Below are 26,373 nucleotides of genomic sequence, written 5' to 3'. Positions count from 1 at the left end.
GGAAAGGCCTCGGTCGTGAGGCGCCGCACCGGGCTGTTGTTCGTCCTCCCGGCCCTGCTGCTGTTCGGCGTGTTCGTGCTCTACCCGATGGGGACGGCGTTCTCCTACGCGTTCTTCGAGTGGCGTGGCACGAACCGTGGTGCGTTCGCGGGCCTGGAGAACTTCCGCACGCTCTTCACCCGCGCACCCTTCACGACGGACCTGCCCCGGGCGCTGCTGCACAACGTGCTGTTCTTCGCCGGGACGATGGTCTTCCAGAACACCATCGGCCTCGGCGTCGCGTTCCTGCTGCACCGCAGGGCGCGCACGCGCCGGCTGCTGCAGACCCTCTACGCCATGCCGTACCTCGTCAGCCCCATCGTCATCGGCTACCTGTGGACGCTGCTGCTCTCGCCGACGTTCGGCCCGGTCAACCAGCTGCTCACCAAGGTCGGCCTCGAGTCCTGGGCCCTGCCGTGGCTGGGTGACCCCAAGACCGCGTTGTGGGTCGTCGTGCTCGTGAGCGTGTGGCAGTGGATCGGTTTCCCCGTCCTCCTGTACGGCGCTGCGCTGGGCGGGGTGCCGGAGGAGCTGACCGAGGCTGCCCGCGTCGACGGTGCCAGCCACCGCCAGGCGTTCTTCAAGGTCACCCTGCCGTTGCTCGTCCCGGCCATCGGCACGGTGTCGGTGCTGACATTCATCTTCGCGATGGAGGCGTTCGCCCTGCCGTACGCGTTCGGTGGTTCCACCGGAAACCCTGCGGGGTCAACCGACTTCGTGTCGCTGCTGTTCTACCGCACGGCCTTCGACTCGGGCTCGATCGACGCGATCGGCAGCTCGTCGGCCCTGGCCACCCTGCTCTTCCTCGTCATCTTCGGCGGTGCGATCGGTGCCACCTCGGTGCTGCGTCGCCACGAGCGGAGGATCACCGCATGAGTGTCGTCGTCCCCCCAGCGACCTCCACCCGTTCCGAGGAGCCGGTGCTGGCCCAACCCCGCGGTCCCCGCCGCGGGTCGGGTGCCGGCTCCGGCACGAAGCCGGTCGGTGGCGCCGGTGCCAGCATCCTGCTGTGGCTGTATGCCGCCGTGGCGCTGGTCCCGTTGCTGCTCATGGTCCTCAGCTCGTTCCGCACCAACGCGGAGCTCATCAGCGACCCGCTCGGTGTGCCGTGGCCGCTGTCGACCACGAGCTACCAAGAGGCATGGACCACCGGGAACTTCGCCACCTACTTCGGCAACTCGCTGCTCGTCACCGTCGGTGCGGTGGTCCTGTCGACCACGGTCTCGACGATGGCGGCCTACGCCTTGGCCCGGGTCAGCTCGCGGGCGTTCCGGTGGCTGGAGTCGCTGTTCCTGTCCGGCCTGATGCTGCCGATCCACCTGGCGATCCTGCCGATCTTCTACCTGTTCGACGGCCTCGGCCTGATCGACTCGCGGCTGGGTCTGGCGCTGATGTACGGCGCCTCCGGCGTGCCGTTCTCGATCTTCGTCCTCACGACGTTCTTCAGGCAGCTGCCCGAGGAGCTCGAGGAGGCCGCAGCCCTGGACGGGGCGACGCCGTGGCAGACGTTCTGGCGCGTGATGGTGCCGCTGGTGCGCCCGGCCCTGGCCACGGTGGCGGTCTTCCGCTTCGTGCCGATCTGGAACGACTTCCTCTTTCCCTTGGTGCTGCTGCGCAACCAGGACAAGTACACGCTACCCGTCGGCCTGACGACGTTCTTCGGCGAGAACGCCACGAACTACTCGGCCGTGTTCGCCGGGCTCGTCATCACGACGATCCCGCTGATCGTGCTCTTCCTGCTGGCCACCAAGCAGATCGTCGCCGGATTGACCGCCGGCATGTCCAAGTGATCCCATCGCGTCCGTGAGCGCAGCGTCCCCTCCGGTCGTCGCGGCCGTGGACATCGGGGGTTCCGGCCTGCGCGTCCAGGTCACGTACGGCGCCCAGCCAGGGCCGGTTCGCACCGCACCCGGGGTGCGGATCCAGCCGGGCGGGATCGACGTCGAGGCGCTCGCGCGGGCAGCGCGGTCGTTGCTCGACGAGCTGGACTGCGCCGAACCCGAGGTCGTCGTCTGGTCGATGCGGGGACTGCTCTTCCTCGCCGACCGGGCCGAGGTGATGCGGATCGTCCGGACCTCGCTGGGGGCGCGGCGCACCGTCGTGGTCAGCGACGCGGTCGCGAACCTCGTCGGCGCGCTCGGTGGCCTGCGCCCCGGAGCCGTGGTGGCAGCCGGGACCGGGGCAGTCGCGTTCGGCACCGACTTCGTCGACACCTGGCGCCGGGTCGACGGCTGGGGGCACGTGCTCGGTGACGTGGGTTCGGGGGCGTGGCTCGGGCTCGAGGGGCTGCGAGCGGCCCTGCGGGCACACGACGGGCTGCCCCACGGCTCGAAGTCCCTGCTCGACGCTGGCCGCGCCGTGTTCGGAGAGCCGGCGACGTGGCCGCGCCAGGTGATGAACGCCCCCGACGCGCCTGAGCGCATCGCCGGCTTCGCCCCGGCTGTCACTGGCGCCGCTGCTCTCGACCCCCTGGCAGCCGCACTCTGCGCCGCCGCGGGGGAGGGGTTGGCCGAGGCGTTGCTCGCGGCTGCCGCAGGCCTGCCCGACCCGGTCCTTGCCGCCACCGGGGGAGTCCTCGGGGCGGCACCGGTGCGCACCGCGTTGGAGCAGCGGCTCGCCCGGGACGGGCACCGGCTCGCTGCGCCCGCGGGAGGCGCGCTCGACGGAGCCCGGCTCCTCGGCACGCACCTGCTGGAGACGGGCACCCTGCCCGCCCACGCGGCATACCTGCTCGTCGACTGACCGCACCCCCAGCGCGGACCCCGCAGCCGCACCCTCCCCGCGGTTCGATGTAAAAACGCCGGGACATCCCGGCGCGTCCACATCGAACCAAGGGACACGGGACATGAGAAAGGCCCCTGCGTCTGGACGCTGGGGCCATCTCTGTGGCGGAGGATAGGGGAGCCGCCTTGGCGGCCGGCTCGTTCCTCGCCGCCCGCTCAGGCTCCCGTCATCACCTACCCACCACCAAAGAGAAAGGCCCCCGCGCAAGCTTGGGGGCCATCTCTGTGGCGGAGGATAGGGGATTCGAACCCCTGAGAGCTTTCACTCAACACGCTTTCCAAGCGTGCGCACTAGGCCACTATGCGAATCCTCCGCGGGCGAGGCTACACGGGCAGGGGCCTTGTCCTGAAATCGTCAGGTGGAGGAGCTCGCAGGGGGCCCGACGAGCAGCGCCACGGTGGTCAGCGCAGCCACCGCGAGCAGCGCCACGGCCACCGCCGCGACCGGTCGCGCGAGCATCCAGGCCTGCACCTTCTCGGGCAGCGAACGCGGGGTCTCGCCACCAGAGGTGAGCCGCCAGCCACCGTCGAGGAGGCGGCGCTTCTCGGCCCAGCGGTCGAACCACACCGTCATGAACGGCGGGATCGCACTGACGAGGCCGAGCAGGGTGACTCCCGCGGACCAGCGCTGGTTGACCGCGACGAAGACGGTGGTGAGGCAGTAGGCGATGAAGACGACCCCGTGAACCATGCCGAAGACCTGGACGCCGAGCTCGGTGGTCTTCGTGACGTACTTGAGGACCATGCCGATCAGCAGCAGGGCCCAGGTGGTGGCCTCGGCGACGGCGAGACGGCGGAACAGTACGAGCGGAGTCATGCCCTCAGTGTCGCAAGAGGGGATTGGCTGCCACGGCACGGCCCCGTCTACACTTCTCGCAGGCACCCCGCGTGGTGGTACCTCTCCGAACTCCCCCAGGGCAGGAATGCAGCAAGGGTAGGAGAGCTCTTCCAGGTACGCGGGGTGTCCCTTTTCTGCCTGCACACGCAAGTGCCCGCCCGGCGGTGCGGCGGCCTGCCACCATGCAGGCATGACGGTGGTGGGGGTCGAGGACCGGACCGGGTGGGGACCGCGGATCCGGGTATGGGGCGTGGCTGCCCGACCGTTCGTCGGCGTGCTCGTCGTCCTGCTGTGGATCGTCTGGGGGGTCCTCGCTTGGGCGCTCGAGCCGCGTTCGGTCACCGCCGACCAGGTCCGAGCCGACATCGCCTCGGGTCAGATCCTGACGTACCGGGTCACTGGGTTGTCGCACCACGACGACGCCTGGCTCCCCTCGGCCGCCGGCGACGGCTGGGACACGCTCGGTCTCGACGAGACGACCGGTCTGCCCGACGAGCAGCGGTACCAGCAGCCGGCCACGGGGATCCTCTACTGGGTCGACGCCCCGTTCGCCCAGACCCGTCACTTCGACGCCAACGACCTCCAGAGCCCGGGTCTGCGCGCAGACCCCTCGGTGTCGTACCGGGGCCTCGTCCAGGAGATGCGCGCTGGTGGGGTCCCGCTGACCACTGTGGGGCCGGACCAGGTGCCCAACCTCGACCTGCCGTTCTGGCCGGGCTGGGCGGCCCTGCTGCTCGGGGTCGGCAGCATCCTGCTGGGCTACCGCCCCACCCGTGCGACCCGTTGGGGTTGGTTCTGGCTGGTCTATATGGTGCCCGCCGGCCTGGGGCTGGTGGCCCTCGCCGTGTCCGACCTCATCAGGCCCCGGTCTGCCCCGGTGACCGTCGGGCCCGCTGACGACAAGATGCTCGACGAGGGGATGCTCCAGGAGAAGCCTGTCGAGGACCGCCTGCGAGGAGGCCGGGCCTTCTTGCTGGGCGTGGTCCTGGCGCTGCTCATCGGCGTGACGGCAGGAGAGATCTCCCGCGGTACCAGCTCCCTCTGGATCCCCTGACGCACCGGTGCGGCACGCGGGGGCGGAAACGGTCAGGCGCGGTGGGCCTCGTCGAGGAGACGGACCCTGCGACGACCGAACATCACCGCGGCGTAGGACGCGAGCGCCAGCACCAGCAGGGCGTTGCTCGTGCTGGACCGCGTGAGCAGGGCGGTCGCGGCGACCCCGCCGATGAGGGCGAGCAGCAGCGGACGGGAGTACCAGAAGCCGACCGAGATGACGGCAGAGCCGGGGGAGAACAACGAGACGGGCGGCAGCCCGCGAAAGGCTGCCATCAGGTGCGTCCCGGCCACCAGGGCCGTCATCGCGACCGGCCAGAAGACCGCGGCCACCCCGGCGCCGGACGTCGTCGCCACGACCGCTCCGGAGACGACGGCGACGACGGCGAACAGCGCCGACGGCGCGATGAGGTGGGCCAGCGACTCCTCCGCGAACGGCAGCCCGATCAGCGCAGGCGTCCCGGCGTTGTCGCCCTGCAGGCGCAGGCCCTCGGACCACGCGCCATACCCGAGGTAGGCGGCGACCACGCCCACGAAGGCGACGATGTTGGGGACCCCGGGCGTCGTGGAGTGGGCCAGCGCCCAGCAGCCGGCGGCCGACAGGACCAGGCCCACGGCGAACGCGCCGGGCGTGCGGCGCAGGCCGAGCAGGTCGCGTTCGGCGACGACGGCGATCCGCCCGCGGGCGCGCAGCCGGGTGCGGCGCAGGCGGGTGCCGGGTGCGGCGACGTCGAGCCGAGCGGCACGCAGGTCGCCCGCGAGGACCGCACCGCCCATGGTCACGGCCCGGGCGGACTGGGTCCGCAGGCCCACGTGGTGCAGCGCTCGCAGCGAACGCCGTCCGCGCAGCACCGTGCCCGGACCACGGTCGCCGGTGGGCCACGAGCGGACCTGGCCCCACAACCACGCACCGCCCAGGGCCAACCCGACCAGGAGCCCACCGAGCGTCGTGGGGAGCAGGACGACCAGGGAGGCGACCCCGGCAGCGACCATGCCGGTGCCCACGACGGCGCCCGTCAGCAGGCCGGCGACGAGGCAGCCCACGAGGCTGATCCGCCACCACCGGCGCAGGACGACGGCCCGGTCGAGGGCGCTGGTCGCGACGTGGTCGAGGTAAGGGAGGTCGGGGACGACGGGCCCACGGACCGAGCCGAGCCGGAACCCCAGCAGCAGCACTCCCGCGACGGCCGCGCCGATGACGAGGACCCCCTGCAGCCCGGTGAGGTGCCGCGAGATCCACTCCGGGTCGACGAACGTGAAGAACGCCCGGGACGCGGGGACGCCGTAGACGAGCGAGGCGATGACGGCGACGTACGCGGCGTAGATGGCGTTGCCGTTGCCCTGCTCGGGCAGGCCGCCGCGGATGACCCTGCGCGCCTGCGCCAGGCGGTCGCGGTCGCGGGTCGGCCCGGTGGGGGTGTCCGTGGCCGGTCCGTCCGTTGCGCTTCCGTCCGTTGCGGGTTCGTGCGGGGCGGGTTCGTGCGGGGTGCTCATGCGCCCGCGACGTCGACGACGCGGTCGGCGATGGCCTCGGTCATGACGGGGTCGTGGCAGGCGATGACGAGGGTGCTGCCGGCCGCCTTGCGCTCGACGAGCAGGCGGGTGAGCAGCCCACGCTTGTGGGTGTCGAGCCGCTGCTCGGGCTCGTCGAGCAGCAGGACCGTCGACGGCCGGAACAGCACCATCGCCAGGTGGAACAGCTGCTGCTGCCCCGACGACAGCTCGTGCGGGAACCGCTCCGACAGGTGGTCGATCTCCAAGGTCACGAGCAGGTCGTCGGCCCGCTCGTCGGCGGTGGAGATGTCACCGCCCCACGTGGAGTCGATGAGGACGAGGTGGTCGATCACCGTGAGGTCCCGGTATGCCGTGGGAGCACCCACGAGGGACGCCACCCCGGCGCGGGTGGCCGGGTCGCGCTCGTCGAGGGGCGCGCCGTTGAAGGTCGCCGACCCGACCGAGGGCTCGAGGGCTCCGGCGAGGATGCGCAGGAGGGTGGTCTTGCCGCTGCCGTTCTCCCCTCGGAGCACGATGCACTGCCCGGCCTTGGCCTTGAGGTCGATCGGCGCCAGCAGCACCGAGCCCTCGATGTCCTTGCCGGCACCCTTGACCTCGAGCACGAGCTGGCTCGCCCTGGTCTTCTCCGTGGTGCTGCCCTGCTTGCGTCGCCCGGCCATGGATCTCCTGTCGTCGCCGACAGTCTGGCACCGCGATCTGGGGGCGCAGCACCGCCTCGGCAGTGGCTGTGCCGTGTCAGGTGGGCCGACTAGGGTTCCGATCGTGAGCACCGCCCTGTACCGCCGCTACCGGCCCGAGTCCTTCGCCGACGTCATCGGCCAGGAGCACGTCACCGAGCCGCTCATGCAGGCGCTGCGCACGGGGCGCGTCAACCACGCCTACCTCTTCTCCGGCCCGCGCGGCTGCGGCAAGACGACCAGTGCCCGCATCCTGGCCCGCTGCCTCAACTGCGAGCAGGGCCCGACACCCGACCCGTGCGGGGTGTGCGACTCCTGCGTGGCGCTCGCCCGCGGTGGCAGCGGCTCGGTCGACGTCATCGAGATCGACGCAGCCAGCCACGGTGGTGTCGACGACGCCCGTGACCTGCGCGAGCGCGCGTCCTACGGCCCCGCCCAGAGCCGCTACAAGATCTACATCATCGACGAGGCCCACATGGTCACGCCGCAGGGCTTCAATGCCCTGCTCAAGATCGTCGAGGAGCCGCCGGAGCACGTGAAGTTCGTCTTCGCGACGACCGAGCCCGAGAAGGTCATCGGCACGATCCGCAGCCGGACGCACCACTACCCCTTCCGCCTCGTGCCGCCGGGCCAGCTGTCCGACTACATGCAGAAGCTCTGCGCGCAGGAGGACGTCGCCGTCGCCCCGGGCGTCCTGTCCTTCGTGACGCGGGCCGGCGGCGGCTCGGTGCGTGACTCCCTCTCCGTGCTCGACCAGCTGATCGCGGGGTCCGGCGACGACGGGCTCACCTACGAGAGCGCCGCGGCGCTGCTCGGGTTCACCGACGGCGAGCTGCTCGACGCGACCATCGACGCCTTCGCCGTCGGCGACGCAGCCGGGGTGTTCCACCAGGTCGACCGGGTCATCGAGACCGGGCTCGACCCGCGCCGCTTCGTCGAGGACCTGCTCGAGCGGTTGCGTGACCTCATCGTCGTCGCCGCGATCCCCGACGGCGCCTCCTCGGTCCTGCGCGGACTCCCGGAGGACCAGCTCGAACGCATGCGTGAGCAGTCCGCCGCCTTCGGTGGTGGAGCCCTGTCCCGCGCGGCCGACATCGTCAACGCCGGCCTCACCGAGATGACCGGTGCCACCGCGCCGCGCCTGCAGCTCGAGCTCATCTGCGCGCGCGTCCTGCTCCCGGGTGCCTCCGGCGAGAGCGGGTATGCAGCGAGGCTGGACCGCCTCGAGCGTCGCCTCGACGTCGAGGGCGTTCCCTCGCAGGCTGCGCGGGCACAGGCCCCGGTCCAGCCGGTCGCCTCGGCAGCTCCTGTGGCACCGATGGCTCCGGCGGCAACCGCGGCCGCCGAACCCCGTGCCGCGACCGACGCTGCCAGTGCCGCCACCACCGGTACGTCCGACGCCCCGACCCAGCGCCCGGAGACCCCGCTCTACGCGCCGCCGACCGGAGCGACGCCGGTCGTCGAGCGCCCGGCGCCGTCTCCCGCCCCCTCGTCCTCTCCTGTTCCGGACGCCGGACCCGAGCCGACCTCTGCGGCTCGGCCCGAGCCGGCGGCGCCCGAGCCCGAGCAGCAGCACCAGGAGGAGGCTCAGCAGCACCAGCAGGAGTCCCGGCCCGAGTCCCAGTCGGTGGCCACTGAGCGGTCGACTCCCGGAGGCATGGACACGGCGGCGATCCGACGAGCCTGGCCGGACATCCTGGGCTGGATCTTCAAGCACAAGCGCACGACGTGGACGCTGCTGTCCGAGCACGCCACCGTGCACGAGTTCGACGGGCGCAAGGTCGTGCTCGGCATCTCGACGGTCGGTATCGCCAACACCTTCCGCCACGGACCGCACGCCGACCTCGTCCGCCAGGCCCTCATCGACGTCCTCGGCGTGGACGCGCGGGTCGAGGGCATCCCGGTGCCCGACGCGCGCCTGGCAGCGCCGAGCGGCGAGTCGCACCCCGTGGTCACGGCGGCAGAGACCTCGCGCGGGTTCCACGACCAGGGGTCGAACGATCCCTCGGGCGGTGGCGCTGGAGCCGGCGCTGCCGGCGGCTCGACCAGCCAGGGCCCGGGTCAGGGCTCGGGACAGGGCTCCGCGCCGGGCGCAGGCGCCGGAACGCGCTCGGGCGGCGCCGATGCTGCGGGACGGGCAGCCACCGCCTACGCCGCGAGCGGCGCCGTCGCACCCTCACCTGCTCCTGAGTCCGGCGACGGCGGGTGGGCCAGCGCACCGGCTGCCCCCGGCAGTGGTCCGAGCTGGGCGACGGAGCCGGCGGGGGGTGCTGCACCGATCGCCGTCGCTCCCGCAGCCCCACCCGCTCCGGGATCGCTGCTCGCCCGGGCCAAGGCCGAGGTGGCGGCAGAGGAGCCCGAGCGCACCCCCGACACCTACATCGCCGACGACAGCGCCGCGAGCGACGACGACGAGGACATCGAGGCCGTCGGCGACGTGGGTCGCCCCGTCATCGAGCGACTCCTCGGCGGCAAGGTCATCGACGAAGGCTGACGGCCAGCCGTGCTGACCCGACCGACCGCTGCCGAGCTCCGGGCGACCCTGCCCGGTGACGAGCTAGTCGCTCCGGCGGACGTCGTCATGGACCGCGCCTTCAGCCTCCCCGCCCCGCCCGAGCAGGTCTGGCCGTGGCTGGTGCAGCTGGGCAAGCGCCGTGCGGGCTGGTACTTCCCCCGGTGGGTGGAGCGGTTCGTCCCCGGGTCTCGGCGCGGGCTGCGCCGGCTCGACGCACGACACCTCGACCTGGCCGTGGGGGACGTGATCCCCGACTGGGGCGGGCGGGACGCGACCTTCACCGTCGCCGAGCTCGCGCCGGGCCAGCACCTCCTGCACACCTCCACACGGGGTCGCACCCACCTCACGTGGTGTCTGCAGCTGACGCCGCAGGGCAGTGGCAGCCGGCTGCACCTGCGGCTGCGGATGGCGCCGGTCAAGCACCGCCTGCTGGCTGAGCGGCTCGGCGGGCTGTTCGACCAGCTGACCGTGATGGGGCTCGCGGCCGGCCTGCGTGAGCGCGTCCGGTCGGGTGGCTGACACCGGCAGGGCATAGGCTCACCGGTGTGTACGAAGGCGTGGTCCAGGACCTGATCGACGAGCTCGGCCGGCTTCCCGGCGTGGGCCCCAAGAGTGCTCAGCGAATCGCCTTCCACCTGCTCCAGTCCGACGCCGTCGACGTGACGCGACTGGTCGACTCGATCACCGAGGTCAAGGCCCGCGTCCGCTTCTGCACCACCTGCGGCAACGTCGCAGAGGGCGAGCAGTGCCGGATCTGCGCCGACCCGCGCCGCGACGGCACCGCGATCTGCGTCGTCGAGGAGCCCAAGGACGTCGTCGCCGTCGAGCGCACCCGCGAGTTCCGTGGTCGCTACCACGTGCTCGGCGGGGCGATCAGCCCGATCGAGGGCGTGGGTCCTGACGACCTGCGGATCAAGGAGCTCATGACCCGCCTCGCGTCCGGCGAGGTCACCGAGGTCATCATCGCCACCGACCCCAACCTCGAGGGCGAGGCGACCGCGAGCTACCTCGCCCGCTTCCTGCGGCCGATGGGCCTGAAGGTCACCCGTCTCGCCTCGGGCCTGCCCGTCGGTGGCGACCTGGAGTATGCCGACGAGGTCACCCTCGGTCGGGCGTTCGAAGGAAGGCGGTTGCTCGATGTCTGACGACCTGCGGATGCTGGCCGACGAGTCGGCCAACGACGCGCGGCACTACCTCGCGACGGTCACCGAGGTCGCCTCGGGCTCGGCGCCCGACTCGGCCATCCCGATGACGCTGCTCGCGCTCTCGCAGGCGCTGGTCATGGGCACGAGGCTCGCCGCGATCCAGGACATCGTCCCCGCAGAGCGCTTCGAGGCCGACACGACCGACCCCGAGCTCGACCCGCTGCGCACCGGCTTCGCCAACCTCTTCGAGGGCCTGGACGAGTACGCCGACCTCGTCGACCCGGTCACCTCGGCCGAGCTGACCACCGGATCGCTGTCCAACGACATTGCGGTCGTGGCCGGCGCCCTGGCCCACGGCCTGCGCCACCACGACGAGGGCCGGTTGTCCGAGGCCCTGTGGTGGTGGCAGTTCAGCTACCTGTCCGACTGGGGCGAGCGGGCCGCCTCCGCCCTGCGGGTGCTCCAGTCCCTGCTCGGCCACATCCGGCTCGATGCCGACGAGGAGACCATCTCCGAAGCAGAGTTCGACGCGCTGCACCCCTGAGGCCCCCGGCTTCGGAGCTGGTCCCCGAAGCCGAGTTCGACGCGCTGCACCCCTGAGTGACACTCAGGCGATACGGGTGCCGTTCGGCAGGCGGCGGATCGGCGTCCGGAGCCGCTGTCCGGCGACGACCGCTGCACCCGTCCCGGCGAGCAGCAGGAACACCAGCCCGTACGGCCAGACCGGCGCCGTCTTCAGCGCGGACTCCATCGGGTCGACGTAGCCGCCTGAGTCCATCTGCGTCTGCATCGCGCACTCGTCCACCACGTCCTCGGGGCCGTTGCGCGCCATACGGGCTCCTCCGCTGATCCACCGCATCGGGGTGAACCCGGAGGAGTACTCGTTGCCGCGCTCCCGCGGCACCGAGGGAGCGGCGTCGGCGACCACGACGAACGGGTTGAGCGGGAGCATCCACCAGATCCGCTCCGTGTGGGCGACCTGCGTCTCGCGGGTGAACGTCGTGCAGTCCGCCCGGGTGGGCTGGCTCGACTTCATCAGCTCGTCGAGCTGGTCCTGCGTCATGGTGGGGTCGGCGGGGTCGATGGCCGGGGGCTGGTGCGTCTCCCACCAGTTGTCCGGGATGCCGAAGACCTTCTGCTGCTCGGTCTCGGTGACGAGGAAGGCGGACAGGGCGAAGCCGATCGTCGTCCCGAAGACCAGGGCGCCCAGGGCGAGGTAGGTGAGGACGGCGGAGGCGATCGGTCGGGCGGTGAGCGCCGAGAACATCAGTCCGAGCGTGCACACGACGGCGAGCACCAGCACGAGCACGAGCAGCGACAGCACGATCCGGCCGCCGGACACCCCACCCTCGAACCACGCCCACGCCATGAACGGCATCGCGCTGACGAGGAACGCCATGGAGATGAGCCAGGCCGCTGCGAGCTTGCCGAGGGCGATGTCCCAGTGCGAGAGCAGGGTCGTCTGGAGCGTGGCCAGCACCCCGTGCTCGCGGTCCCCGTTGACCGACGTCGCGGTGAGCGAGGGCACGATGAGCATGGCCAGGCCGAGGACGAAGAAGATGACGATGTCGTACATCGCCTCGCCGGCTCGCAGCTGCTCGTCGTTGGTGGCCCAGTAGGACAGGAACGCCACGAGGGCGATGAGGGCGACCCACACCCCGAGGACGATGGGCCACTTCGAGGTGCGAACCCGCTGCTGCAGCTCGAGGGTCGCGACCGTCCTGATCCCGTGCCAGCTCATCGCCGGTCCTCCGTCGCTGCGAGGTAGGCGGACTCGAGGGCGCCCTGGCTGGGGGCGTAGGCCGTGACCCGGATGCCGTCGCGGACGAGGTCGGCGAGCAGCCGCGCGGCGTTCTCCTCGCCGGACACCTCCACCTCGGTGAGGCCACCTCCGACCCGTCGTGCGGGGACGTGGTGCTCGGCGAGCCAGTCGGTGAGGCGGGTGAGGTCGAGGGAGTCGATCCGCCACGAGGCGGGGCCGGTCGAGACGAACTCGGCGTCGAGTCGCTGCGTCTCCAGGCTGCGGCCCCGGGCGATGATGACAGCCCGGTCGGCCACCTCTTGGAGCTCGGTGAGGATGTGGCTCGACACGACGACCGTCCTGCCCTGCGCGGCGAGCGACCTCAGGATGTCGCGCAGCTCGATGCGGCTGCGGGGGTCCAGGCCGGAGGCGGGTTCGTCGAGGAGCAGGACGCTCGGGTCGTTGATGAGGGCGCGAGCCAGGCCGAGGCGCTGCTTCTGCCCCCGCGACAGGACCCGGGCCCGCCGGTCACCGAGGTCCTCGAGGTGGACGGTGGCGAGGAGCTCGTCCGTGCGGGCGCGGGCCCGGTCCGGGGAGATCCGGTATGCCGCGGCGACGGTGTGCAGGACCTCCCTCACCGTGAGCGCGTCCCAGGTGCCGAACCCGTCGGGCATCCACCCGATCCGCGAGCGCACCTCGGTCGGCTGGGCGACCGGGTCGAGGCCGTCGATGCGGATCGCGCCCTGGTCGGGGACGAGCAGCGTCGCGAGCATGAGGAGCAGCGTGGTCTTGCCGGAGCCGTTGGGGCCGATCAGCGCGGTGACCTCACCCGGTGCAGCGGTGAGGCTGATGCTGTCGACCGCGAGGACGTCGCCGAACGCTCGGCGGACCCCCTGAACCTCGATGGTCATGGTTGACGGTATCCCTCCAGTGGAGCCGGTGACCGCGGTTTGACGGCGCCGCGCCCGCGCTCGTTCCCGTCCGCCATACGGTTGCCGCGTCCCACCATGAGGACCGTCGATAGACTGCACGCTACGCGCGCGTGGCCCCCACGCACGCGCCCTGCACCGTCGTCTGGTCCCCAGGAGTTCCACCGTGCCGATCGTCGTCCAGAAATACGGCGGCTCATCGCTGGCTGACGCCGCCAGCATCAAGCGGGTCGCCCGCCGGATCACCGAGGCCAAGAAGGCCGGCAACGACGTCTGTGTCGCGGTGTCGGCCATGGGTGACAGCACCGACGAGCTGCTCGACCTCGCCAACGAGGTCAGCCCGCAGCCGCCGCCGCGTGAGATGGACATGCTCCTCACCGCCGGTGAGCGCATCTCGATGTCGTTGGTGGCCATGGCGATCGCCGACCTCGGGTACACCGTGCGGTCCTTCACGGGCAGCCAGGCCGGCGTCATCACGGACTCGACGCACGGCAAGGCCCGCATCATCGACGTGACGCCGGGCCGGGTGACCGACGCCCTCGAGAAGGGCCACATCGTCATCGTCGCCGGGTTCCAGGGCGTCAGCCAGGACACCAAGGAGATCACCACACTCGGCCGGGGTGGCACGGACACCACCGCGGTCGCGCTCGCGGCGGCGCTGGGCGCCGACGTCTGCGAGATCTACACCGACGTCGACGGCGTCTTCACCGCCGACCCCCGCATCGTCCCTGCCGCCCGCAAGATCAACCGCATCTCCAACGAGGAGATGCTCGAGCTGGCCGCGTCCGGCTCCAAGGTCCTGCACCTGCGCAGCGTCGAGTACGCGCGCCGGTTCGCCATCCCGATCCACGTCCGCAGCTCCTTCTCAGCGAAGGAGGGCACCATCGTCACGGACGCCCCCGTCCCCACCACCACCGCAGGAGACACCGTGGAAGCCCCCATCATCGCCGGTGTCGCCCACGACCGGAGCGAAGCCAAGATCACCGTCGTCGGCGTCCCCGACCACCCCGGCAAGGCCGCCGAGATCTTCCAGACCTGTGCCGACGCCGAGATCAACATCGACATGATCGTCCAGAACGTGTCGGCCACCGACACGGGCCTGACCGACATCTCGTTCACCTGCCCCAAGACCGACGGTCAGACCGGGGTCCACGCGCTGAAGAAGGTCCAGGAGTCCGTGGGCTTCGGGTCGATCCAGTACGACGACCAGATCGGCAAGCTCTCCCTCGTCGGTGCCGGTATGCGTTCGCACCCCGGCGTCTCGGCGACGTTCTTCAAGGCGCTCGCCGACACCGGGGTGAACATCGAGATGATCTCCACCTCCGAGATCCGCATCTCCGTGGTGACCCGCGCCGACCTGCTCGACGACGCCGTCCGCGCCGTGCACACGGCCTTCGGACTGGACTCCGCCGACGGGGAAGCCGTCGTCTACGGAGGCTCCGGACGGTGACCTCCCTCGCCTCCCGCGCTCCTCGGCCGACCCTCGCCCTGGTCGGTGCCACGGGAGCCGTGGGGCGGGTCACGCAGCAGGTGCTCGCGATGCGGGCCGACATCTGGGGCGAGATCCGGGCTGCCGCAGCGTCCGAGGACGCCGGCACGGTGCTCACGGTGTGCGGTCGTGAGGTCGTCGTCCAGGAGCTCACCCCGGAGTTCTTCGACGGGGTCGACATCGCGCTGGTCGACCTCCCCTCTCCGGTCGCCGCCCACTGGGCCCCGATCGCGGCAGCACGCGGCACGGTCGTCATCGACAACAGCTCGGCACTGCGCGGCGACCCCGACATCCCGCTCGTCGTCCCCGAGGTCAACCCCCACCAGGTGCGCAACCGCCCCAAGGGGATCCTCGCCAACCCGGGCGCGACGACGCTGACGATCATCGATGCCCTCGGCGTGCTCCACGCCGGGTGGGAGCTCACCGAGCTCGTCGTCGCCACCTACCAGGCCGCCTCGGGTGCGGGACGAGCCGGTATGGCGCGCCTGCACGACGAGATCGAGGTGGTCGCCGGACACCGCGAGCTGGGTCACGCCCCCGGCGACGTGCGCCGGCTCATCGAGTTCGAGCTCGGCACCGACTCGCCGTTCCCGGCGCCGCTGGCCATGAACGTCCTCCCGTGGATCGGCACCGCGGCCGAGGACGGCTGGACGTCCGAGGAGCTCAAGATCCGCAACGAGACCCGCAAGGTGCTGGGACTGCCGGACCTGCGCGTCTCGGCGACCTGTGTACGGGTGCCGGTGATCTCGACCCACTCGGTGGCGGTGCACGCCACGTTCGCCCGGCCCATCGACGTCGACGAGGCGCGCCAGGCGCTCGTCGAGGCCCCGGCGGTGGTGGTCCTCGACGACCCCGAGACCTTCGAGTTCCCGACGCCCAACGACACGGTGGGGTCCGACCCGAGGTTCGCCGGGCGGCTGCGCCAGGCGCTGGACTTCCCCAACACCCTCGACTTCTTCATCTGCGGCGACAACCTGCGCAAGGGCGGGGCGCTCAACATGGTGCAGGTCGCCGAGCTGGTGGCCAAGGACCTGGCGGTCGCCGCCGTCTGAGGAGCCCCGGACGAGCGCGCGCACGAGCCCCCGGACGAGTGACCCGCACGAGCACCCGGGTCAGTCCTCGAGGGCGGCCTTCAGCTCGTCGCTGCTCATGGTCAGGGTCAGGGTGCCCGAGGCCGGAAGGTCGACGGCGACGCAGCCGCGGAGCACGTCGACCTGAGGGGTCTCGAGGAGCAGGCAGATGGTCCGGCGACCCGTCGTCGTCAGCGTAAACTTGCCCTCGTCGTCGATCGTCACCAGTGAGCCGCCGGCGCGCGCGACGTCGTCGCGCCGCACCCGGCCACCGAGGTAGGGAATCTCTGCCTCGGGGGGAGTGTCGATCCCTGCCGCGCCGAGGAAGTCGCGCAGGCCGTCGCCGTCGAGCACCGCCAGCCGACCCCCGCCCAGGGGTTGGTCGTCCTTGTCGTCGGTGCCCACGGTGACGACCGTTCCCTCGAGCTCGTCCGGCCCGCCGCACCCGGTGACGACGAGCAGCAGGACCGTACCGGCAGCGAGGCCGGCGCGGACCCGGCGGGCGGGGGCGCGGAGGAAGCGCGGCAAGGGGGTCATGGGCCGCCATCCTCGCACTGCCGCGGATCGTCACGTCTCGGTGACGAATGCCGTGGTGAGCGTGTCGCTTGACATGTGACTCGTGTGACTGATGTGACCATTGGGAAAGAGCCGGAGCAGGAGCCAGGGGGTAGTGATGAAGGACGAGGACCGCACGCCGACGCAGGTGTGGCGCACGCACCGCCTGCGCCAGATCATGCTGTTCGTGACCATCCCCGGGGTGCTCCTCGGCACGGCGAGCATGACCGCGGCCTACTCGAGCGGCTGGATGACCCCGGCCCCGCCCAAGGCGGCGTGCCAGCCCACCGTCGTCCCCGCCCCGGCCCGCGGTTCGTTCACCGTCAACGTCATGAACGCCACCGGCGTCGACGGCACGGCGGCCAAGGTGGCGACCGGTCTGGCCAAGCGCACGTTCAAGGTCGGCGGCATCAGCAACGCCCCCGAGTCCTGGTACGTCACGCAGTCCGCCGTGGTCCACCACGGTCCGGCCGGCCTGGACCAGGCGCTGCTCGTCGCCTCGCAGATCCCCGGCGCCAAGCTCTTCGCCGACGTCCGCAAGGGCACCTCGGTCGACGTCGTCGTCGGCATCGGCTACCAGGACCTGGTGGCGATGCCCGAGCGGCTCAAGCCGATCCCCTCCGAGGTCTCGGTCAACGTCTACAACACGACCTACAAGACCGGGCTCGCCAAGGTCGTCGCCGACGACGTCAAGGCCCGCGGCTTCAAGATCAAGGACGTGTCCAACGACCCGCTGCAGACCATGCAGCTCGGGACCGCGGTCATCCGGTACGGCGAGGACGGCGACCTCGCCGCGGCACTGCTCAAGCAGCACGTGCCCGGCGCCGAGCTGCTCAAGATCGACCGCAAGGGCACCCGCCTCGACCTCGTCATCGGCAACGCCTACACCGAGCTCGTGCCCGAGGCCGACGTCCCGCCGCTTCCCGAGCGACCCAAGGACGTCGTGCCCACCGTCTCGCGTCCCTGCAAGGACAGCTGACCCCACCACCGCGGACGCCTGGTTGTCCGGTTCGGACGAAACGGGCACAGTGGTGCCCCGATGAGCCCCCTCCACCGGTGTGCAGCCCCCGTCGTCGCGCTGACCGTGACCCTCGTCGCGGGGTGCGGGGGTGCTCCGGCGTCGTCCCCAGGTTCGCCTCCTGCGACCGGGGCGCCGGTGGCGACGACCCCGGGAAGCCCCTCGTCGACGACCCCGGGAAGCCCCTCGTCGACGACCACGTCGACATCGACGAGGACCACCGCTCGACCGTCGACGAGCGCGACCACGGTCACGGCAGGGCGCACGACGGCGACGACGGCGACGACGGCGAGGAAGCCGACCACGCGGCATACCCCGTCCTCGTCCTCGAGGGTGCCGGCGCCGAAGCCGGTGACGTCACTGTCGCCGGTGCCCCGCGCCGGCGCGGAGCCGACGGTGCGGTTCCCTCGCAACGAGGCTGCGGTCGGCACGGGGGCCAACGCGTCGGTCGGCGCGATCCCCGACTCGGCGTGGGCCTCGATGGTCGGCTACTCGTGGACGAAGGGGTGTCCGGTCGGGCGCTCGCAGCTGCGGTGGGTGCGCGTGAACTTCTGGGGTTTCGACGGGAAGCGATCGCGCGGATCGATCGTCGTCAACGCGTCGATCGCCGACGAGACGGCGGCAGCGTTCACGCGGCTCTACGAGCTCAAGTTCCGCATCCGGCAGATGAAGCCGATGGACTCGAGCTGGGGTCACAACCCCAAGGGGCCGGGGGCCGACGACTACGCCGCGATGGAGGCCGACAACACCTCGGCGTTCAACTGCCGGTACGTCGGCGGTGAGGAGGCGAGCAAGGTCTACAGCAAGCACGCCTACGGCACGGCGATCGACGTCAACGACTTCGAGAACCCGTACGTCGCCGACGACGGCAGGGTCTACCCGGACCGCTACTGGCTGAGCCGACGCGGTCCGGCGCCGGGAGTCTTCTCCTCCAGCGGGAGCGCGGCGGTGCGGGCGTTCACCAGCCAAGGCCTGCGCTGGGGCGGCCTGTGGAGCAACCCCGACTACCAGCACTTCGACCGATGAGCGCCACGCGGCGGACCCGGCGGGCGGCGCTCGCCTCGACCGCCGTGCTGGTCACCCTCGCCCTGGCGGCGTGCGGCGACGACGCGCAGCAGGCGGCGCCGCCGACGGTGAGCCCCTCGACCACTGCGCCGTCGTCCACGCGGGTGCCCGCGACGACGACCACCACGACCTCAACCGCGACGACCACCGCTTCGACCACTTCGGCCACGTCGACGAGGTCCCGGCCGGCCACGACGACGACCCGCAGGGCCACGCCCACCTCGGTCCGGCCGACCGCGCGACCGACCGCGCGACCTGCGCCGACGAAGACGCCGAAACCTCGGCGCACCCCCAGCTCGACCACCAGCAAGGCGCCTGCTGCGACGTGCAGGGTGCCGTCCGGCGTGACGGCGCCGCAGGTGGTGCTCGTCGACTCGTCGGGGTCGTCGGCCACCGTCCGCGCCTGTCGTCGTTCTGGTGGTCGCTACCTGCTCGACCTCGGTCCCTACTCCGGCCACGTCGGTCGCAACGGGGTGAGCTGGTCCAAGCGGGAGGGCGACCTGAGGACGCCCGCGGGGACGTACCCGTTGCGGGGTGGGTTCGGGGCGCGCGGCAACCCGGGCCTCGCGCAGGGGTGGTTCAGGGTCGACAGCAGCGACGTCTGGGTCGACGACAGCGGGTCGTCGCTCTACAACACCCACCAGCGCAAGCCTGTGAACGGCCGCTGGGACTCAGCAGAGGACCTGCTCAACACGCCTGCCTACACCTACGCCCAGGTGATCGGCTACAACGAGTCGCGCACGCCCGGCAAGGGTTCGGCGATCTTCTTCCACGTGGACACCGGTGGTGGCACGGCGGGCTGCGTCTCGCTGCCGACCTCGGCCCTGCTCGCCGTGCTGCGCTGGGAGCGGTCGGGCGCCGTGATGTCCATCCGCTGAGGCTGCTCTGGTCGCACCCGCGGCGACACGGCAGAGTGGGCGCATGCCTGTGAAGACCGTCGCCATGTTGACCGCCGGTGGCCTCGCGCCGTGCCTGTCCTCCGCCGTGGGCGGGTTGATCGAGCGGTACACCGAGGTGGCTCCCGACGTGCGGATCCTCGCGTACCGCAACGGGTATGCCGGTCTGCTCACGGGCGACTCGGTCGAGGTGACCGACGAGGTGCGGGCCAACGCCCACAAGCTGCACGCTTTTGGTGGCAGCCCCATCGGCAACAGCCGCGTCAAGCTCACCAACGTCGCGGACTGCGTCAAGCGCGGCCTGGTGCAGGAGGGTCAGGACCCGTTGCACGTTGCCGCCGAGCAGCTCAGCCGTGACGGTGTCGACGTCCTGCACACCATCGGTGGCGACGACACCAACGGCACCGCTGCTGACCTCGCCGCCTACCTGCACACCAACGACTACGAGCTCACCGTGGTCGGCCTCCCGAAGACGATCGACAACGACGTCGTCCCGATCCGTCAGTCCCTCGGCGCCTGGACCGCGGCGGAGCAGGGGGCGATCTACGCGCGCAACATCATCGCCGAGCACTCGTCCAACCCCCGCATGCTCGTCGTCCACGAGGTCATGGGGCGCAACTGTGGATGGCTCACGGCGGCAACAGCGCTCGAGCACCACCGTTGGGTGCAGGGTTCGTCGTTCGCCGGGTGGCTCGAGAACTCGCCCGAGCGCTGGGACGTGCACGCGGTGTTCGTGCCGGAGCGACCGTTCGACATCGCGGAGGAGGCCAAGCGGCTGCGTGCGGTGATGGACGAGTCCGACGGCGTGAACCTCTTCATCTCCGAGGGCGCCGGACTGGCCGAGATCGTGGCGTCGCTGGAGGAGTCCGGCGCCGAGGTGCCGCGAGACCCGTTCGGTCACGTGCAGATCGACAAGATCAACCCGGGCCAGTGGTTCGCGAAGCAGTTCGCCGAGCTGCTCGGTGCCGACAAGGTGCTGGTCCAGAAGAGCGGGTACTTCTCGCGCTCTGCGGCGGCGAACGATGCCGACCTCGCGCTGATCCGGCAGTGCACCGACTTCGCCGTAGACGCAGCCCTGCGCGGTGACTCCGGGGTCGTCGGCCAGGACGAGGAGCGTGGCGACGAGCTCCGGGCGATCGAGTTCGACCGCATCGCGGGGGGCAAGGCGTTCGACCCGTCGCAGCCCTGGTTCACCGAGCTGCTCGCGGACCTCGGCCAGGCGTAGATCCCTGCTGACCGCGGCTCCTCCCGGCGTTGTCCACAGGGGGATGCTGCGGCCTGACGTCGTCCACAGGTGGCCGGTCTGTGGTTGACATCTGCAGTCTTGGTATGGCGTGGGATGTGTTGCGGGGCAACGGGTTTCGTCGTGGTCCGGGTGGGGTGGGCTGTCGGTGGTCGCCGTTAGTGTCGGTGTATGGGTCAAGGTCAGACGTTGGTGCAGCGACGCGAGGCGATCGCGGCTGCCCGGGTGGCCCTGACCGGGATCGGTGACTGGTTGTGGCAGGCACCTGGCAACACCAGTGATGGCAGCTCCGCTGGTGGTGGCACTGCTGGTGGTGTGGGTGGGTTGGCGGAGCTGTTGGGTGAGGTCGATGCGTTGGGGTCGGTGTGTGACGCGGCCCGGGTCGCGGTGGTGGGTGAGGCCATCGACCGTGGTGAGCCCGGCTCGGGGGTGCGGGCGATGACTGCGGTGCAGTGGGTGCGGGAGCATGCGCCGTCGACGCGGGCGGGTGGGGCTCGGGCGGTGGTGGAGGTTGCGGCGGCGTTCGCGAAGCCGGTGAACGAGCCGGTGCGGGTGGCGGTGGAGTCGGGGCGGTTGCCGGTGCGGTCGGCGGCGGTGGTGGTGACGGAGGCGGACAGGTTGCGCCCGTTGCTGGCTGAGGGGGCGGAGCCGCACGTGCTGGCGGGTCTGGTCGACATGGCGGTCGAGCATGGTCCGCGGGGCTGTCGGATGGTTCGGCCGGCGTTGCTGGCCCGGTACGGCCGCGATGGGCAGCTGCAGGTCGAGCAGGACGTGGCACGCCGGTTCGTGGCCTTGTCCCAGCCGGCGGATGACGGGTCGGGCATCTCGGAGTACCGGCTGGTGCTGGATCCGGAGGGCAGGGCGGTGCTGGAGGCGGCGTTGGGTCCGTTGTCCGCGCCGCGCCCGGTGGAGGGGATGCGGGACCTGAGGTCGTGTGACCAGCGCCGCGGTGAAGCGTTGGTGGAGTTGGTGCGGCGGGCGGTGGTGTCGGGGCAGGGGGTGGGTCCGGTCGCGAAGACGCAGCTGGTGGTGTCGGTGGACTGGGCTGCTCTGGGCAGGGATGTCCGGGGCGTGGGTGGTCTGCGTGCCGGGAGCACTGTTGGTGGTGTTGACGCGGGGACCCTGCTCGCCCCTGAGACGGTGCGACGGTTGGCGTGTGACGCGTCGGTGCTGCCGGTGGTGCTGGGATCGGCAGGGGAGGTGCTGGACCAGGGGCGGGCGGTGCGGTTGTTCACGACGGCGCAGACGCGCAGGTTGTGGCTGCGGGACGGGGGTTGCACGTTCCCGGGGTGCTCGGTGCCGGCGCAGTGGGCTGACGCTCATCACCTGGTGCACTGGGCAGATTTCGGGGTCACGGATGTGGGCAACGCGGCGTTGTTGTGCGGGCGGCACCACACGGTCGTGCATTCCCGCCGCCTCGCCGGCCGGGTCGTGACCGACCCGGACCCCGGCACGGGGCAAGGCGGAGGTGAGCGGGTGCAGTGGGACCTCACCCTGGGCAGCTACGACCAGCTGCTCGCGCGGCGCGCTGCGCAGGAGCCCGCGTGACCCCGCCCCGCACCCCGCCACCCCGGCGGGGTCCCCCTCGTGCCCTTGCGATGTGTGCTCGTGCATAGCAGGGTCGAGGGATGACAACGACGTCGACCAACGCAGAGAACCCCGGCACCGCTGCCTACCGATCGGCACGTGACCAGCTCGTGGAGCTCTCCGGGCAGCACGACCGGGCCCTGGCGGAGTTCCGTTGGCCCGACGTGGGGGAGCGGTACAACTGGGCCACCGACTGGTTCGATGTCGTGGCTCGCGGGAACGACCAGCTGGCGCTCTGGGTCGTCGAGGAGGACGGATCCGAGCAGCGGATCACCTACGACGAGATGGCGACCCGTTCGGACCAGGTCGCCGTGTGGTTGTCCGGTCTCGGCGTCGGCAAGGGCGACCGGGTCCTGCTCATGCTGGGCAACCAGGTCGAGCTGTGGGAGACCATGCTCGCGATCGCCAAGCTCGGCGCCGTCATCATGCCCACCACGGCAGCGCTCGGGCCCGCGGACCTTCGCGACCGGGTCGACCGCGGTGGCGCCGGCGTCGTGGTGGCCAACCTCGCGGACACGGTCAAGTTCGAGGAGGTGCCGGGCGACTACCTGCGCATCGCCGTGGGTGGCGGAGACGGCTGGCACGACTACGCGGACTCGTATGCAGCGCAAGGACGCCCGTTCGAGGGCGTCACCGCCGCGACGGACCCGTTGCTCGTCTACTTCACGTCGGGGACGACCAGCAAGCCCAAGCTCGTCGAGCACACCCAGGTCTCCTATCCCGTGGGACACCTGTCGACCATGTACTGGATCGGGGGTCGACCGGGAGACGTGCACCTGGCGATCAGCTCGCCCGGCTGGGCCAAGCACGCCTGGTCCTGCTTCTTCGCGCCGTGGATCGCCGAGGCGACGATCTTCGTCTACAACTACGCGCGGTTCGATGCCGTCGCCCTGCTGGACCAGATCCGGCGGGCCGGGGTGACGACGTTCTGCGCGCCGCCGACGGTGTGGCGCATGCTGATCCAGGCCGACCTCACTGGCGGCAGCGGTGCGTTGCGTGAGCTGCTCGCGGCCGGTGAGCCGTTGAACCCCGAGGTCATCAGCCAGGTCGAGAAGGCCTGGGGCCTCACCATCCGTGACGGGTACGGGCAGACCGAGACCACCCTGCAGATCGGCAACATCGCCGGCGAACCGCTCAAGCCAGGCTCGATGGGGCGCCCGATGCCGGGGGTGCCCGTGGCGCTGGTCGACCCCCTGACCGGTGAGGTGGGGGAGGAGGGGGAGATCGTCCTCGACCTGTCGAAGCACCCCGTCAACCTCATGACCGGCTACCTCGGTGATGCCGAGCGGCAGGCCGAGGCGATGGCGGACGGGTGGTACCACACCGGCGACGTCGCCTCCCGCGATGCCGACGGCTACATCACCTACATCGGCCGGACCGACGACGTGTTCAAGGCCAGCGACTACAAGATCTCGCCGTTCGAGCTCGAGAGCGTCCTCATCGAGCACCCTGCGGTGGCCGAGGCAGCAGTCGTGCCCGCGCCGGACCCGACGCGGCTCGCCGTGCCGAAGGCGTATGTCGCCCTGGCAGCCGGGTGGGAGCCCGATGCTGAGACGGCCAAGGCGATCCTCGCCCATGCCCGTGAGCACCTCGCGCCGTACCTGCGGGTGCGGCGGGTGGAGTTCTTCGAGCTGCCCAAGACGATCTCGGGCAAGATCCGCCGGGTCGAGCTGCGCGACCGGGAGCAGCACGCCTTCGACGGTGGACAGTCCCTGTCCGAAGAGTTCCGCGACGACCAGTTCCCCGACCTGAAAGGTGGCACGTCATGACCGACGACATCGACATCCAGAAGCACATCAAGGGCCTCATCGATGAGGAACACGGACTCCGGGCGCGGCTCGGGACCGGCGAGATCAGCGTCGAGGACGAGAACCACCGCCTCAAGGCCATCGAGGTCGAGCTCGACCAGTGCTGGGACCTGTTGCGCCAGCGGCGGGCGAAGCGGGAGTTCGGCGAGGACCCCGCCGCTGCCGAGGTCCGCGACGCCAAGGTCGTGGAGGGCTACCGCGGCTGACGGCTGGTCGACACCGCTGGAGGACGCTGCACTCCCGCCCCGTCCGCCCCGTCCGCGCCGACCAGCGTGCGCGGCGTGGCGGTCGGAGGCCACGGCGGGACCGGGCGTAGCCTCGGAGAACAGGCACGAACCGAGCAGAGGGGGTGCGCCGATGCGCACGACACACCAGCAGCTCCACCTGCCCCACCACAACTCGCGGTGGTGGGTGACCCACACGGCCAGCGCCGTCGCCGCTGCCATGGTCGTCCTCTACGTCGCCGCAGTGCTGCTCGTCATGGCCGGGCTGTACGTCCTGTAGAACGACGATCCCGACGGGCCGCCGAAGCGACCCGCCGGGATCCGATGGCTCGGTTGACGCGGCTCAGTGGCCGCGGTCGACCCACTCCTGCAGGTGCGGCGCCTCGGCACCGATGACGGTCGAGTCACCGTGACCGGTGAGCACGACGGTCTCGTCGGGCAGCGTCAGGACCTTGTCGCGGATCGACTCGATGATCGTGCCGAAGTCGCTGTAGGAACGGCCGGTCGCGCCCGGTCCACCCTTGAACAACGTGTCGCCGGTGAAGAGGACGCCGAGGGCCGGGGCGTAGAGGCAGCACGAGCCCGGGGTGTGCCCGGGCGTGTGGATGACGTGGAGCTCGACGTCACCGACGGAGATGACCTGGCCGTCGGCCAGCTCATGGTCCGGGGTGACGGGGTAGAGCTCGTCCCAGAGCATCCGGTCCGCCGGGTGGAGGTATGCCGGCGCGCGCGTGCCGTCGCAGACCTCACCGACCGCGTTGATGTGGTCGTTGTGGGCGTGCGTGGAGATGACGCCGACGACCTTGCGCTCACGGTCGATCGACTTCACGATCGCGCGGCCGTCGTGGGCGGCGTCGATGACGACGCACTCCTTGTCGTCGCCGACGACCCAGACGTTGTTGTCGACGTCCCAGCTGCCGCCGTCGAGCTCGAACTGCCCCGACGTCACCAGCCGCTCGACCCGTACGCCCCCCGCAGACGGGGCGATCGACGGCATACCCGAGTCGCTCGACCCGCTCACAGGACCACGACCGAGCGGAGGACCTCGCCGCGCTCCATCTTGTGGAACGCTCCCTCGATGTCGCCCAGGCCGATGCGTTCGGACACGAAGGCGTCGAGGTCGAAGCGACCCTGGCGGTAGAGGTCGACGAGCATCGGGAAGTCGCGCGACGGGAGGCAGTCGCCGTACCAGCTCGACTTGAGGGCACCGCCGCGACCGAAGATCTCGATCATGGGCAGGGTGACCTGCTTGTCGGGGGTGGGCACCCCCACGAGGACGACGGTGCCGGCGAGGTCACGGGCGTAGAAGGCCTGCTCGTAGGTCTCGGGACGACCGACCGCCTCGACGACCACGTCGGCACCGAAGCCACCGGTGAGCTCGCGGATGCGCTGGACGACGTCCTCGTCCTTGCCGTTCACGGTGTGGGTGGCACCGAAGGCGCGAGCGCCCTCGAGCTTCCGGTCGTCGACGTCGACGGCGATGATCGTCGTCGCACCGGCCACCGCGGCGCCGGCGATGGCGGCGTTGCCGACCCCGCCGCAGCCGATGACGGCGATGGAGTCGCCCCGGCCCACGCCGCCGGTGTTGACGGCGGCACCGAAGCCGGCCATCACGCCGCAGCCCAGGAGGCCCACCGCGGCGGCGTCCGCCTCGGCGTCGACCTTGGTGCACTGGCCGGCGGCCACGAGGGTCTTCTCGATGAAGGCACCGATGCCGAGCGCCGGGGACAGCTCGGTGCCGTCCTCGAGCGTCATCTTCTGCTTCGCGTTGTGGGTGTTGAAGCAGTACCAGGGCTTGCCCTTGGCGCACGCGCGGCACTGGCCGCAGACGGCGCGCCAGTTGAGGATCACGAAGTCGCCGGGGGCGACGTCCGTGACGCCCTCGCCGACGGCCTCGACGACACCCGCGGCCTCGTGGCCGAGCAGGAACGGGAACTCGTCGTTGATCCCGCCCTCGCGGTAGTGCAGGTCGGTGTGGCACACCCCGCACGACTGAATCTGGACGACGGCCTCACCGGGGCCCGGGTCGGGCACGATGATGTCGACGAGCTCGACGTCGGCACCCTTGCTGCGGGCGATGACGCCCTTGACGGTCTGTGGCATGCACCGACCCTATGCGCGGTGACAGGCGGCTGCCACAGACGGGTCGGCACGGCAACCCGCGCTCCATACGCCTCATCCGA

The 26,373-nt window shown here is 71.1% G+C and carries 27 protein-coding genes, 1 tRNA gene and 1 other RNA gene; 19 read left to right on the top strand and 10 right to left on the bottom strand.

Annotation, left to right across the window (positions count from 1 at the left end; genetic code table 11):
* The first annotated feature begins 15 nt into the window (after positions 1–15).
* From ABD286_RS09045 to ABD286_RS09035, 3 genes are read left to right on the top strand one after another with little or no spacing between them, the layout of a single operon-like run.
* Positions 16–915, top strand: a complete 900-nt coding sequence (locus tag ABD286_RS09045; protein ID WP_344192349.1) for a carbohydrate ABC transporter permease — start codon at positions 16–18, stop codon at positions 913–915.
* The gene (locus tag ABD286_RS09040; protein WP_344192347.1) at positions 912–1,829 is read left to right on the top strand and encodes a carbohydrate ABC transporter permease; all 918 of its coding nucleotides are present in this window, start codon (positions 912–914) and stop codon (positions 1,827–1,829) included. The genes ABD286_RS09045 and ABD286_RS09040 overlap by 4 nt, the downstream gene beginning before the upstream one ends.
* Before the next feature lie 13 nt (positions 1,830–1,842).
* A complete protein-coding gene (locus ABD286_RS09035; RefSeq protein WP_344192345.1) occupies positions 1,843–2,781 on the top strand; it encodes a BadF/BadG/BcrA/BcrD ATPase family protein in 939 nt (312 codons plus the stop codon).
* A 267-nt stretch (positions 2,782–3,048) separates the two neighbouring features.
* On the opposite strand, the gene ABD286_RS09030 is transcribed toward ABD286_RS09035, so the two are convergent.
* Positions 3,049–3,136 (bottom strand) — tRNA-Ser (locus ABD286_RS09030).
* Positions 3,137–3,177: 41 nt separating this feature from the next.
* Entirely contained in the window at positions 3,178–3,639 is a 462-nt protein-coding gene (locus ABD286_RS09025; RefSeq protein WP_344192343.1) for a DUF3817 domain-containing protein, read from the bottom strand.
* Between the two features lie 58 nt (positions 3,640–3,697).
* On the opposite strand from ABD286_RS09025, the gene ffs reads away from it, so the two are divergent.
* Together ffs and ABD286_RS09015 are read left to right on the top strand one after the other, a co-directional pair.
* An RNA gene (ffs, locus tag ABD286_RS09020) (signal recognition particle sRNA small type) lies at positions 3,698–3,796 on the top strand.
* Positions 3,797–3,850: 54 nt separating this feature from the next.
* On the top strand, positions 3,851–4,714 hold the full coding sequence (locus tag ABD286_RS09015; RefSeq protein ID WP_344192341.1) for a hypothetical protein: 864 nt from the start codon (positions 3,851–3,853) through the stop codon (positions 4,712–4,714).
* A gap of 32 nt (positions 4,715–4,746) precedes the next feature.
* On the opposite strand, the gene ABD286_RS09010 is transcribed toward ABD286_RS09015, so the two are convergent.
* Together ABD286_RS09010 and ABD286_RS09005 are read right to left on the bottom strand one after the other, a co-directional pair.
* Positions 4,747–6,207, bottom strand: a complete 1,461-nt coding sequence (locus tag ABD286_RS09010) for a hypothetical protein (RefSeq protein ID WP_344192339.1) — start codon at positions 6,205–6,207, stop codon at positions 4,747–4,749.
* Positions 6,204–6,887: an ABC transporter ATP-binding protein gene (locus tag ABD286_RS09005; protein WP_344192337.1), complete on the bottom strand. Its 684-nt coding sequence runs from the start codon at positions 6,885–6,887 to the stop codon at positions 6,204–6,206. The genes ABD286_RS09010 and ABD286_RS09005 overlap by 4 nt, the downstream gene beginning before the upstream one ends.
* Positions 6,888–6,990: 103 nt before the next feature.
* On the opposite strand from ABD286_RS09005, the gene ABD286_RS09000 reads away from it, so the two are divergent.
* Genes ABD286_RS09000 through ABD286_RS08985 form a run of 4 tightly spaced genes read left to right on the top strand, consistent with a single transcriptional unit; the run spans position 6,991 to position 11,109 of the window.
* The gene (locus ABD286_RS09000) at positions 6,991–9,399 is read left to right on the top strand and encodes a DNA polymerase III subunit gamma and tau (RefSeq protein ID WP_344192335.1); all 2,409 of its coding nucleotides are present in this window, start codon (positions 6,991–6,993) and stop codon (positions 9,397–9,399) included.
* Between the two features lie 9 nt (positions 9,400–9,408).
* Positions 9,409–9,939, top strand: coding sequence for an SRPBCC family protein (locus ABD286_RS08995; protein WP_344192332.1), 531 nt, complete (start codon positions 9,409–9,411; stop codon positions 9,937–9,939).
* 26 nt (positions 9,940–9,965) lie between these two features.
* Complete coding sequence (gene recR / locus ABD286_RS08990) at positions 9,966–10,565, top strand: recombination mediator RecR (RefSeq protein ID WP_344192328.1); 600 nt, start codon at positions 9,966–9,968, stop codon at positions 10,563–10,565.
* Positions 10,558–11,109, top strand: coding sequence for a DUF5063 domain-containing protein (locus ABD286_RS08985; RefSeq protein WP_344192326.1), 552 nt, complete (start codon positions 10,558–10,560; stop codon positions 11,107–11,109). The genes recR and ABD286_RS08985 overlap by 8 nt, the downstream gene beginning before the upstream one ends.
* 63 nt (positions 11,110–11,172) lie before the next feature.
* Here ABD286_RS08985 and ABD286_RS08980 read toward each other — a convergent pair whose 3' ends face one another.
* Together ABD286_RS08980 and ABD286_RS08975 are read right to left on the bottom strand one after the other, a co-directional pair.
* On the bottom strand, positions 11,173–12,306 hold the full coding sequence (locus ABD286_RS08980; RefSeq protein WP_344192324.1) for an ABC transporter permease: 1,134 nt from the start codon (positions 12,304–12,306) through the stop codon (positions 11,173–11,175).
* Positions 12,303–13,217, bottom strand: a complete 915-nt coding sequence (locus ABD286_RS08975; protein ID WP_344192322.1) for an ABC transporter ATP-binding protein — start codon at positions 13,215–13,217, stop codon at positions 12,303–12,305. The genes ABD286_RS08980 and ABD286_RS08975 overlap by 4 nt, the downstream gene beginning before the upstream one ends.
* A 184-nt stretch (positions 13,218–13,401) precedes the next feature.
* Between ABD286_RS08975 and ABD286_RS08970 the strand changes: the two genes are divergently transcribed.
* Both ABD286_RS08970 and ABD286_RS08965 read left to right on the top strand, forming a co-directional pair.
* Positions 13,402–14,685 carry an aspartate kinase gene (locus ABD286_RS08970; RefSeq protein ID WP_344192320.1) on the top strand — a complete coding sequence of 428 codons (1,284 nt, stop codon included), beginning with the start codon at positions 13,402–13,404 and terminating at the stop codon, positions 14,683–14,685.
* Positions 14,682–15,776, top strand: coding sequence for an aspartate-semialdehyde dehydrogenase (locus ABD286_RS08965; protein WP_344192318.1), 1,095 nt, complete (start codon positions 14,682–14,684; stop codon positions 15,774–15,776). The genes ABD286_RS08970 and ABD286_RS08965 overlap by 4 nt, the downstream gene beginning before the upstream one ends.
* Positions 15,777–15,836: 60 nt before the next feature.
* Here the strand turns inward: ABD286_RS08965 and ABD286_RS08960 are convergent, their stop codons facing one another.
* The gene (locus tag ABD286_RS08960) at positions 15,837–16,331 is read right to left on the bottom strand and encodes a hypothetical protein (protein ID WP_344192316.1); all 495 of its coding nucleotides are present in this window, start codon (positions 16,329–16,331) and stop codon (positions 15,837–15,839) included.
* Positions 16,332–16,467: 136 nt separating this feature from the next.
* Here ABD286_RS08960 and ABD286_RS08955 point away from each other — a divergent pair, with 136 nt between their 5' ends.
* Positions 16,468–17,328 (top strand): LytR C-terminal domain-containing protein, encoded by an 861-nt coding sequence (locus ABD286_RS08955; protein ID WP_344192314.1) that lies wholly within the window; start codon positions 16,468–16,470, stop codon positions 17,326–17,328.
* 435 nt (positions 17,329–17,763) lie between these two features.
* Positions 17,764–18,393, top strand: a complete 630-nt coding sequence (locus tag ABD286_RS08950; protein ID WP_344192312.1) for a M15 family metallopeptidase — start codon at positions 17,764–17,766, stop codon at positions 18,391–18,393.
* Here ABD286_RS08950 and ABD286_RS08945 read toward each other — a convergent pair.
* Entirely contained in the window at positions 18,326–18,826 is a 501-nt protein-coding gene (locus ABD286_RS08945) for a hypothetical protein (protein ID WP_344192310.1), read from the bottom strand. The two genes, ABD286_RS08950 and ABD286_RS08945, sit on opposite strands and share 68 nt — an antisense overlap.
* Here ABD286_RS08945 and ABD286_RS08940 point away from each other — a divergent pair.
* From ABD286_RS08940 to ABD286_RS08915, 6 genes are all read left to right on the top strand, one after another.
* Entirely contained in the window at positions 18,777–19,310 is a 534-nt protein-coding gene (locus ABD286_RS08940; RefSeq protein WP_344192308.1) for a L,D-transpeptidase family protein, read from the top strand. The two genes, ABD286_RS08945 and ABD286_RS08940, sit on opposite strands and share 50 nt — an antisense overlap.
* Positions 19,311–19,353: 43 nt before the next feature.
* Positions 19,354–20,553: a pyrophosphate--fructose-6-phosphate 1-phosphotransferase gene (locus tag ABD286_RS08935; RefSeq protein ID WP_344192306.1), complete on the top strand. Its 1,200-nt coding sequence runs from the start codon at positions 19,354–19,356 to the stop codon at positions 20,551–20,553.
* Between the two features lie 210 nt (positions 20,554–20,763).
* Complete coding sequence (locus tag ABD286_RS08930; RefSeq protein ID WP_344192304.1) at positions 20,764–22,119, top strand: HNH endonuclease signature motif containing protein; 1,356 nt, start codon at positions 20,764–20,766, stop codon at positions 22,117–22,119.
* An 80-nt stretch (positions 22,120–22,199) separates the two neighbouring features.
* The gene (locus ABD286_RS08925) at positions 22,200–23,927 is read left to right on the top strand and encodes an AMP-binding protein (RefSeq protein ID WP_344192302.1); all 1,728 of its coding nucleotides are present in this window, start codon (positions 22,200–22,202) and stop codon (positions 23,925–23,927) included.
* A complete protein-coding gene (locus tag ABD286_RS08920; protein ID WP_344192300.1) occupies positions 23,924–24,172 on the top strand; it encodes a DUF2630 family protein in 249 nt (82 codons plus the stop codon). Before ABD286_RS08925 ends, ABD286_RS08920 begins: the two co-directional genes overlap by 4 nt.
* A gap of 151 nt (positions 24,173–24,323) precedes the next feature.
* Positions 24,324–24,470 carry a hypothetical protein gene (locus ABD286_RS08915; RefSeq protein ID WP_344192298.1) on the top strand — a complete coding sequence of 49 codons (147 nt, stop codon included), beginning with the start codon at positions 24,324–24,326 and terminating at the stop codon, positions 24,468–24,470.
* 63 nt (positions 24,471–24,533) lie between these two features.
* Here the strand turns inward: ABD286_RS08915 and ABD286_RS08910 are convergent, their stop codons facing one another.
* Together ABD286_RS08910 and ABD286_RS08905 are read right to left on the bottom strand one after the other, a co-directional pair.
* Positions 24,534–25,187 carry an MBL fold metallo-hydrolase gene (locus ABD286_RS08910; protein WP_344193333.1) on the bottom strand — a complete coding sequence of 218 codons (654 nt, stop codon included), beginning with the start codon at positions 25,185–25,187 and terminating at the stop codon, positions 24,534–24,536.
* 20 nt (positions 25,188–25,207) lie between these two features.
* Positions 25,208–26,293 carry an S-(hydroxymethyl)mycothiol dehydrogenase gene (locus ABD286_RS08905; protein WP_344192296.1) on the bottom strand — a complete coding sequence of 362 codons (1,086 nt, stop codon included), beginning with the start codon at positions 26,291–26,293 and terminating at the stop codon, positions 25,208–25,210.
* Positions 26,294–26,373 lie beyond the last annotated feature (80 nt).

The organism is Pedococcus aerophilus (assembly GCF_039532215.1).
GTDB classification, from domain to species: domain Bacteria; phylum Actinomycetota; class Actinomycetes; order Actinomycetales; family Dermatophilaceae; genus Pedococcus; species Pedococcus aerophilus.
This window is presented reverse-complemented; position numbering and strand designations above follow the sequence as displayed.

Excerpts from the sequence above, each read along its gene's own strand:
- ABD286_RS09040 (WP_344192347.1), top strand. The coding sequence starts at position 912 with ATGAGTGTCGTCGTCCCCCCAGCGACCTCCACCCGTTCCGAGGAGCCG.
- ABD286_RS09025 (WP_344192343.1), bottom strand. The coding sequence starts at position 3,639 with ATGACTCCGCTCGTACTGTTCCGCCGTCTCGCCGTCGCCGAGGCCACC.
- ABD286_RS09015 (WP_344192341.1), top strand. The coding sequence starts at position 3,851 with ATGACGGTGGTGGGGGTCGAGGACCGGACCGGGTGGGGACCGCGGATC.
- ABD286_RS09010 (WP_344192339.1), bottom strand. The coding sequence starts at position 6,207 with ATGAGCACCCCGCACGAACCCGCCCCGCACGAACCCGCAACGGACGGA.
- ABD286_RS09005 (WP_344192337.1), bottom strand. The coding sequence starts at position 6,887 with ATGGCCGGGCGACGCAAGCAGGGCAGCACCACGGAGAAGACCAGGGCG.
- ABD286_RS08985 (WP_344192326.1), top strand. The coding sequence starts at position 10,558 with ATGTCTGACGACCTGCGGATGCTGGCCGACGAGTCGGCCAACGACGCG.
- ABD286_RS08980 (WP_344192324.1), bottom strand. The coding sequence starts at position 12,306 with ATGAGCTGGCACGGGATCAGGACGGTCGCGACCCTCGAGCTGCAGCAG.
- ABD286_RS08975 (WP_344192322.1), bottom strand. The coding sequence starts at position 13,217 with ATGACCATCGAGGTTCAGGGGGTCCGCCGAGCGTTCGGCGACGTCCTC.
- ABD286_RS08960 (WP_344192316.1), bottom strand. The coding sequence starts at position 16,331 with ATGACCCCCTTGCCGCGCTTCCTCCGCGCCCCCGCCCGCCGGGTCCGC.
- ABD286_RS08955 (WP_344192314.1), top strand. The coding sequence starts at position 16,468 with ATGAAGGACGAGGACCGCACGCCGACGCAGGTGTGGCGCACGCACCGC.
- ABD286_RS08935 (WP_344192306.1), top strand. The coding sequence starts at position 19,354 with ATGCCTGTGAAGACCGTCGCCATGTTGACCGCCGGTGGCCTCGCGCCG.
- ABD286_RS08925 (WP_344192302.1), top strand. The coding sequence starts at position 22,200 with ATGACAACGACGTCGACCAACGCAGAGAACCCCGGCACCGCTGCCTAC.
- ABD286_RS08920 (WP_344192300.1), top strand. The coding sequence starts at position 23,924 with ATGACCGACGACATCGACATCCAGAAGCACATCAAGGGCCTCATCGAT.
- ABD286_RS08915 (WP_344192298.1), top strand. The coding sequence starts at position 24,324 with ATGCGCACGACACACCAGCAGCTCCACCTGCCCCACCACAACTCGCGG.
- ABD286_RS08910 (WP_344193333.1), bottom strand. The coding sequence starts at position 25,187 with ATGCCGTCGATCGCCCCGTCTGCGGGGGGCGTACGGGTCGAGCGGCTG.
- ABD286_RS08905 (WP_344192296.1), bottom strand. The coding sequence starts at position 26,293 with ATGCCACAGACCGTCAAGGGCGTCATCGCCCGCAGCAAGGGTGCCGAC.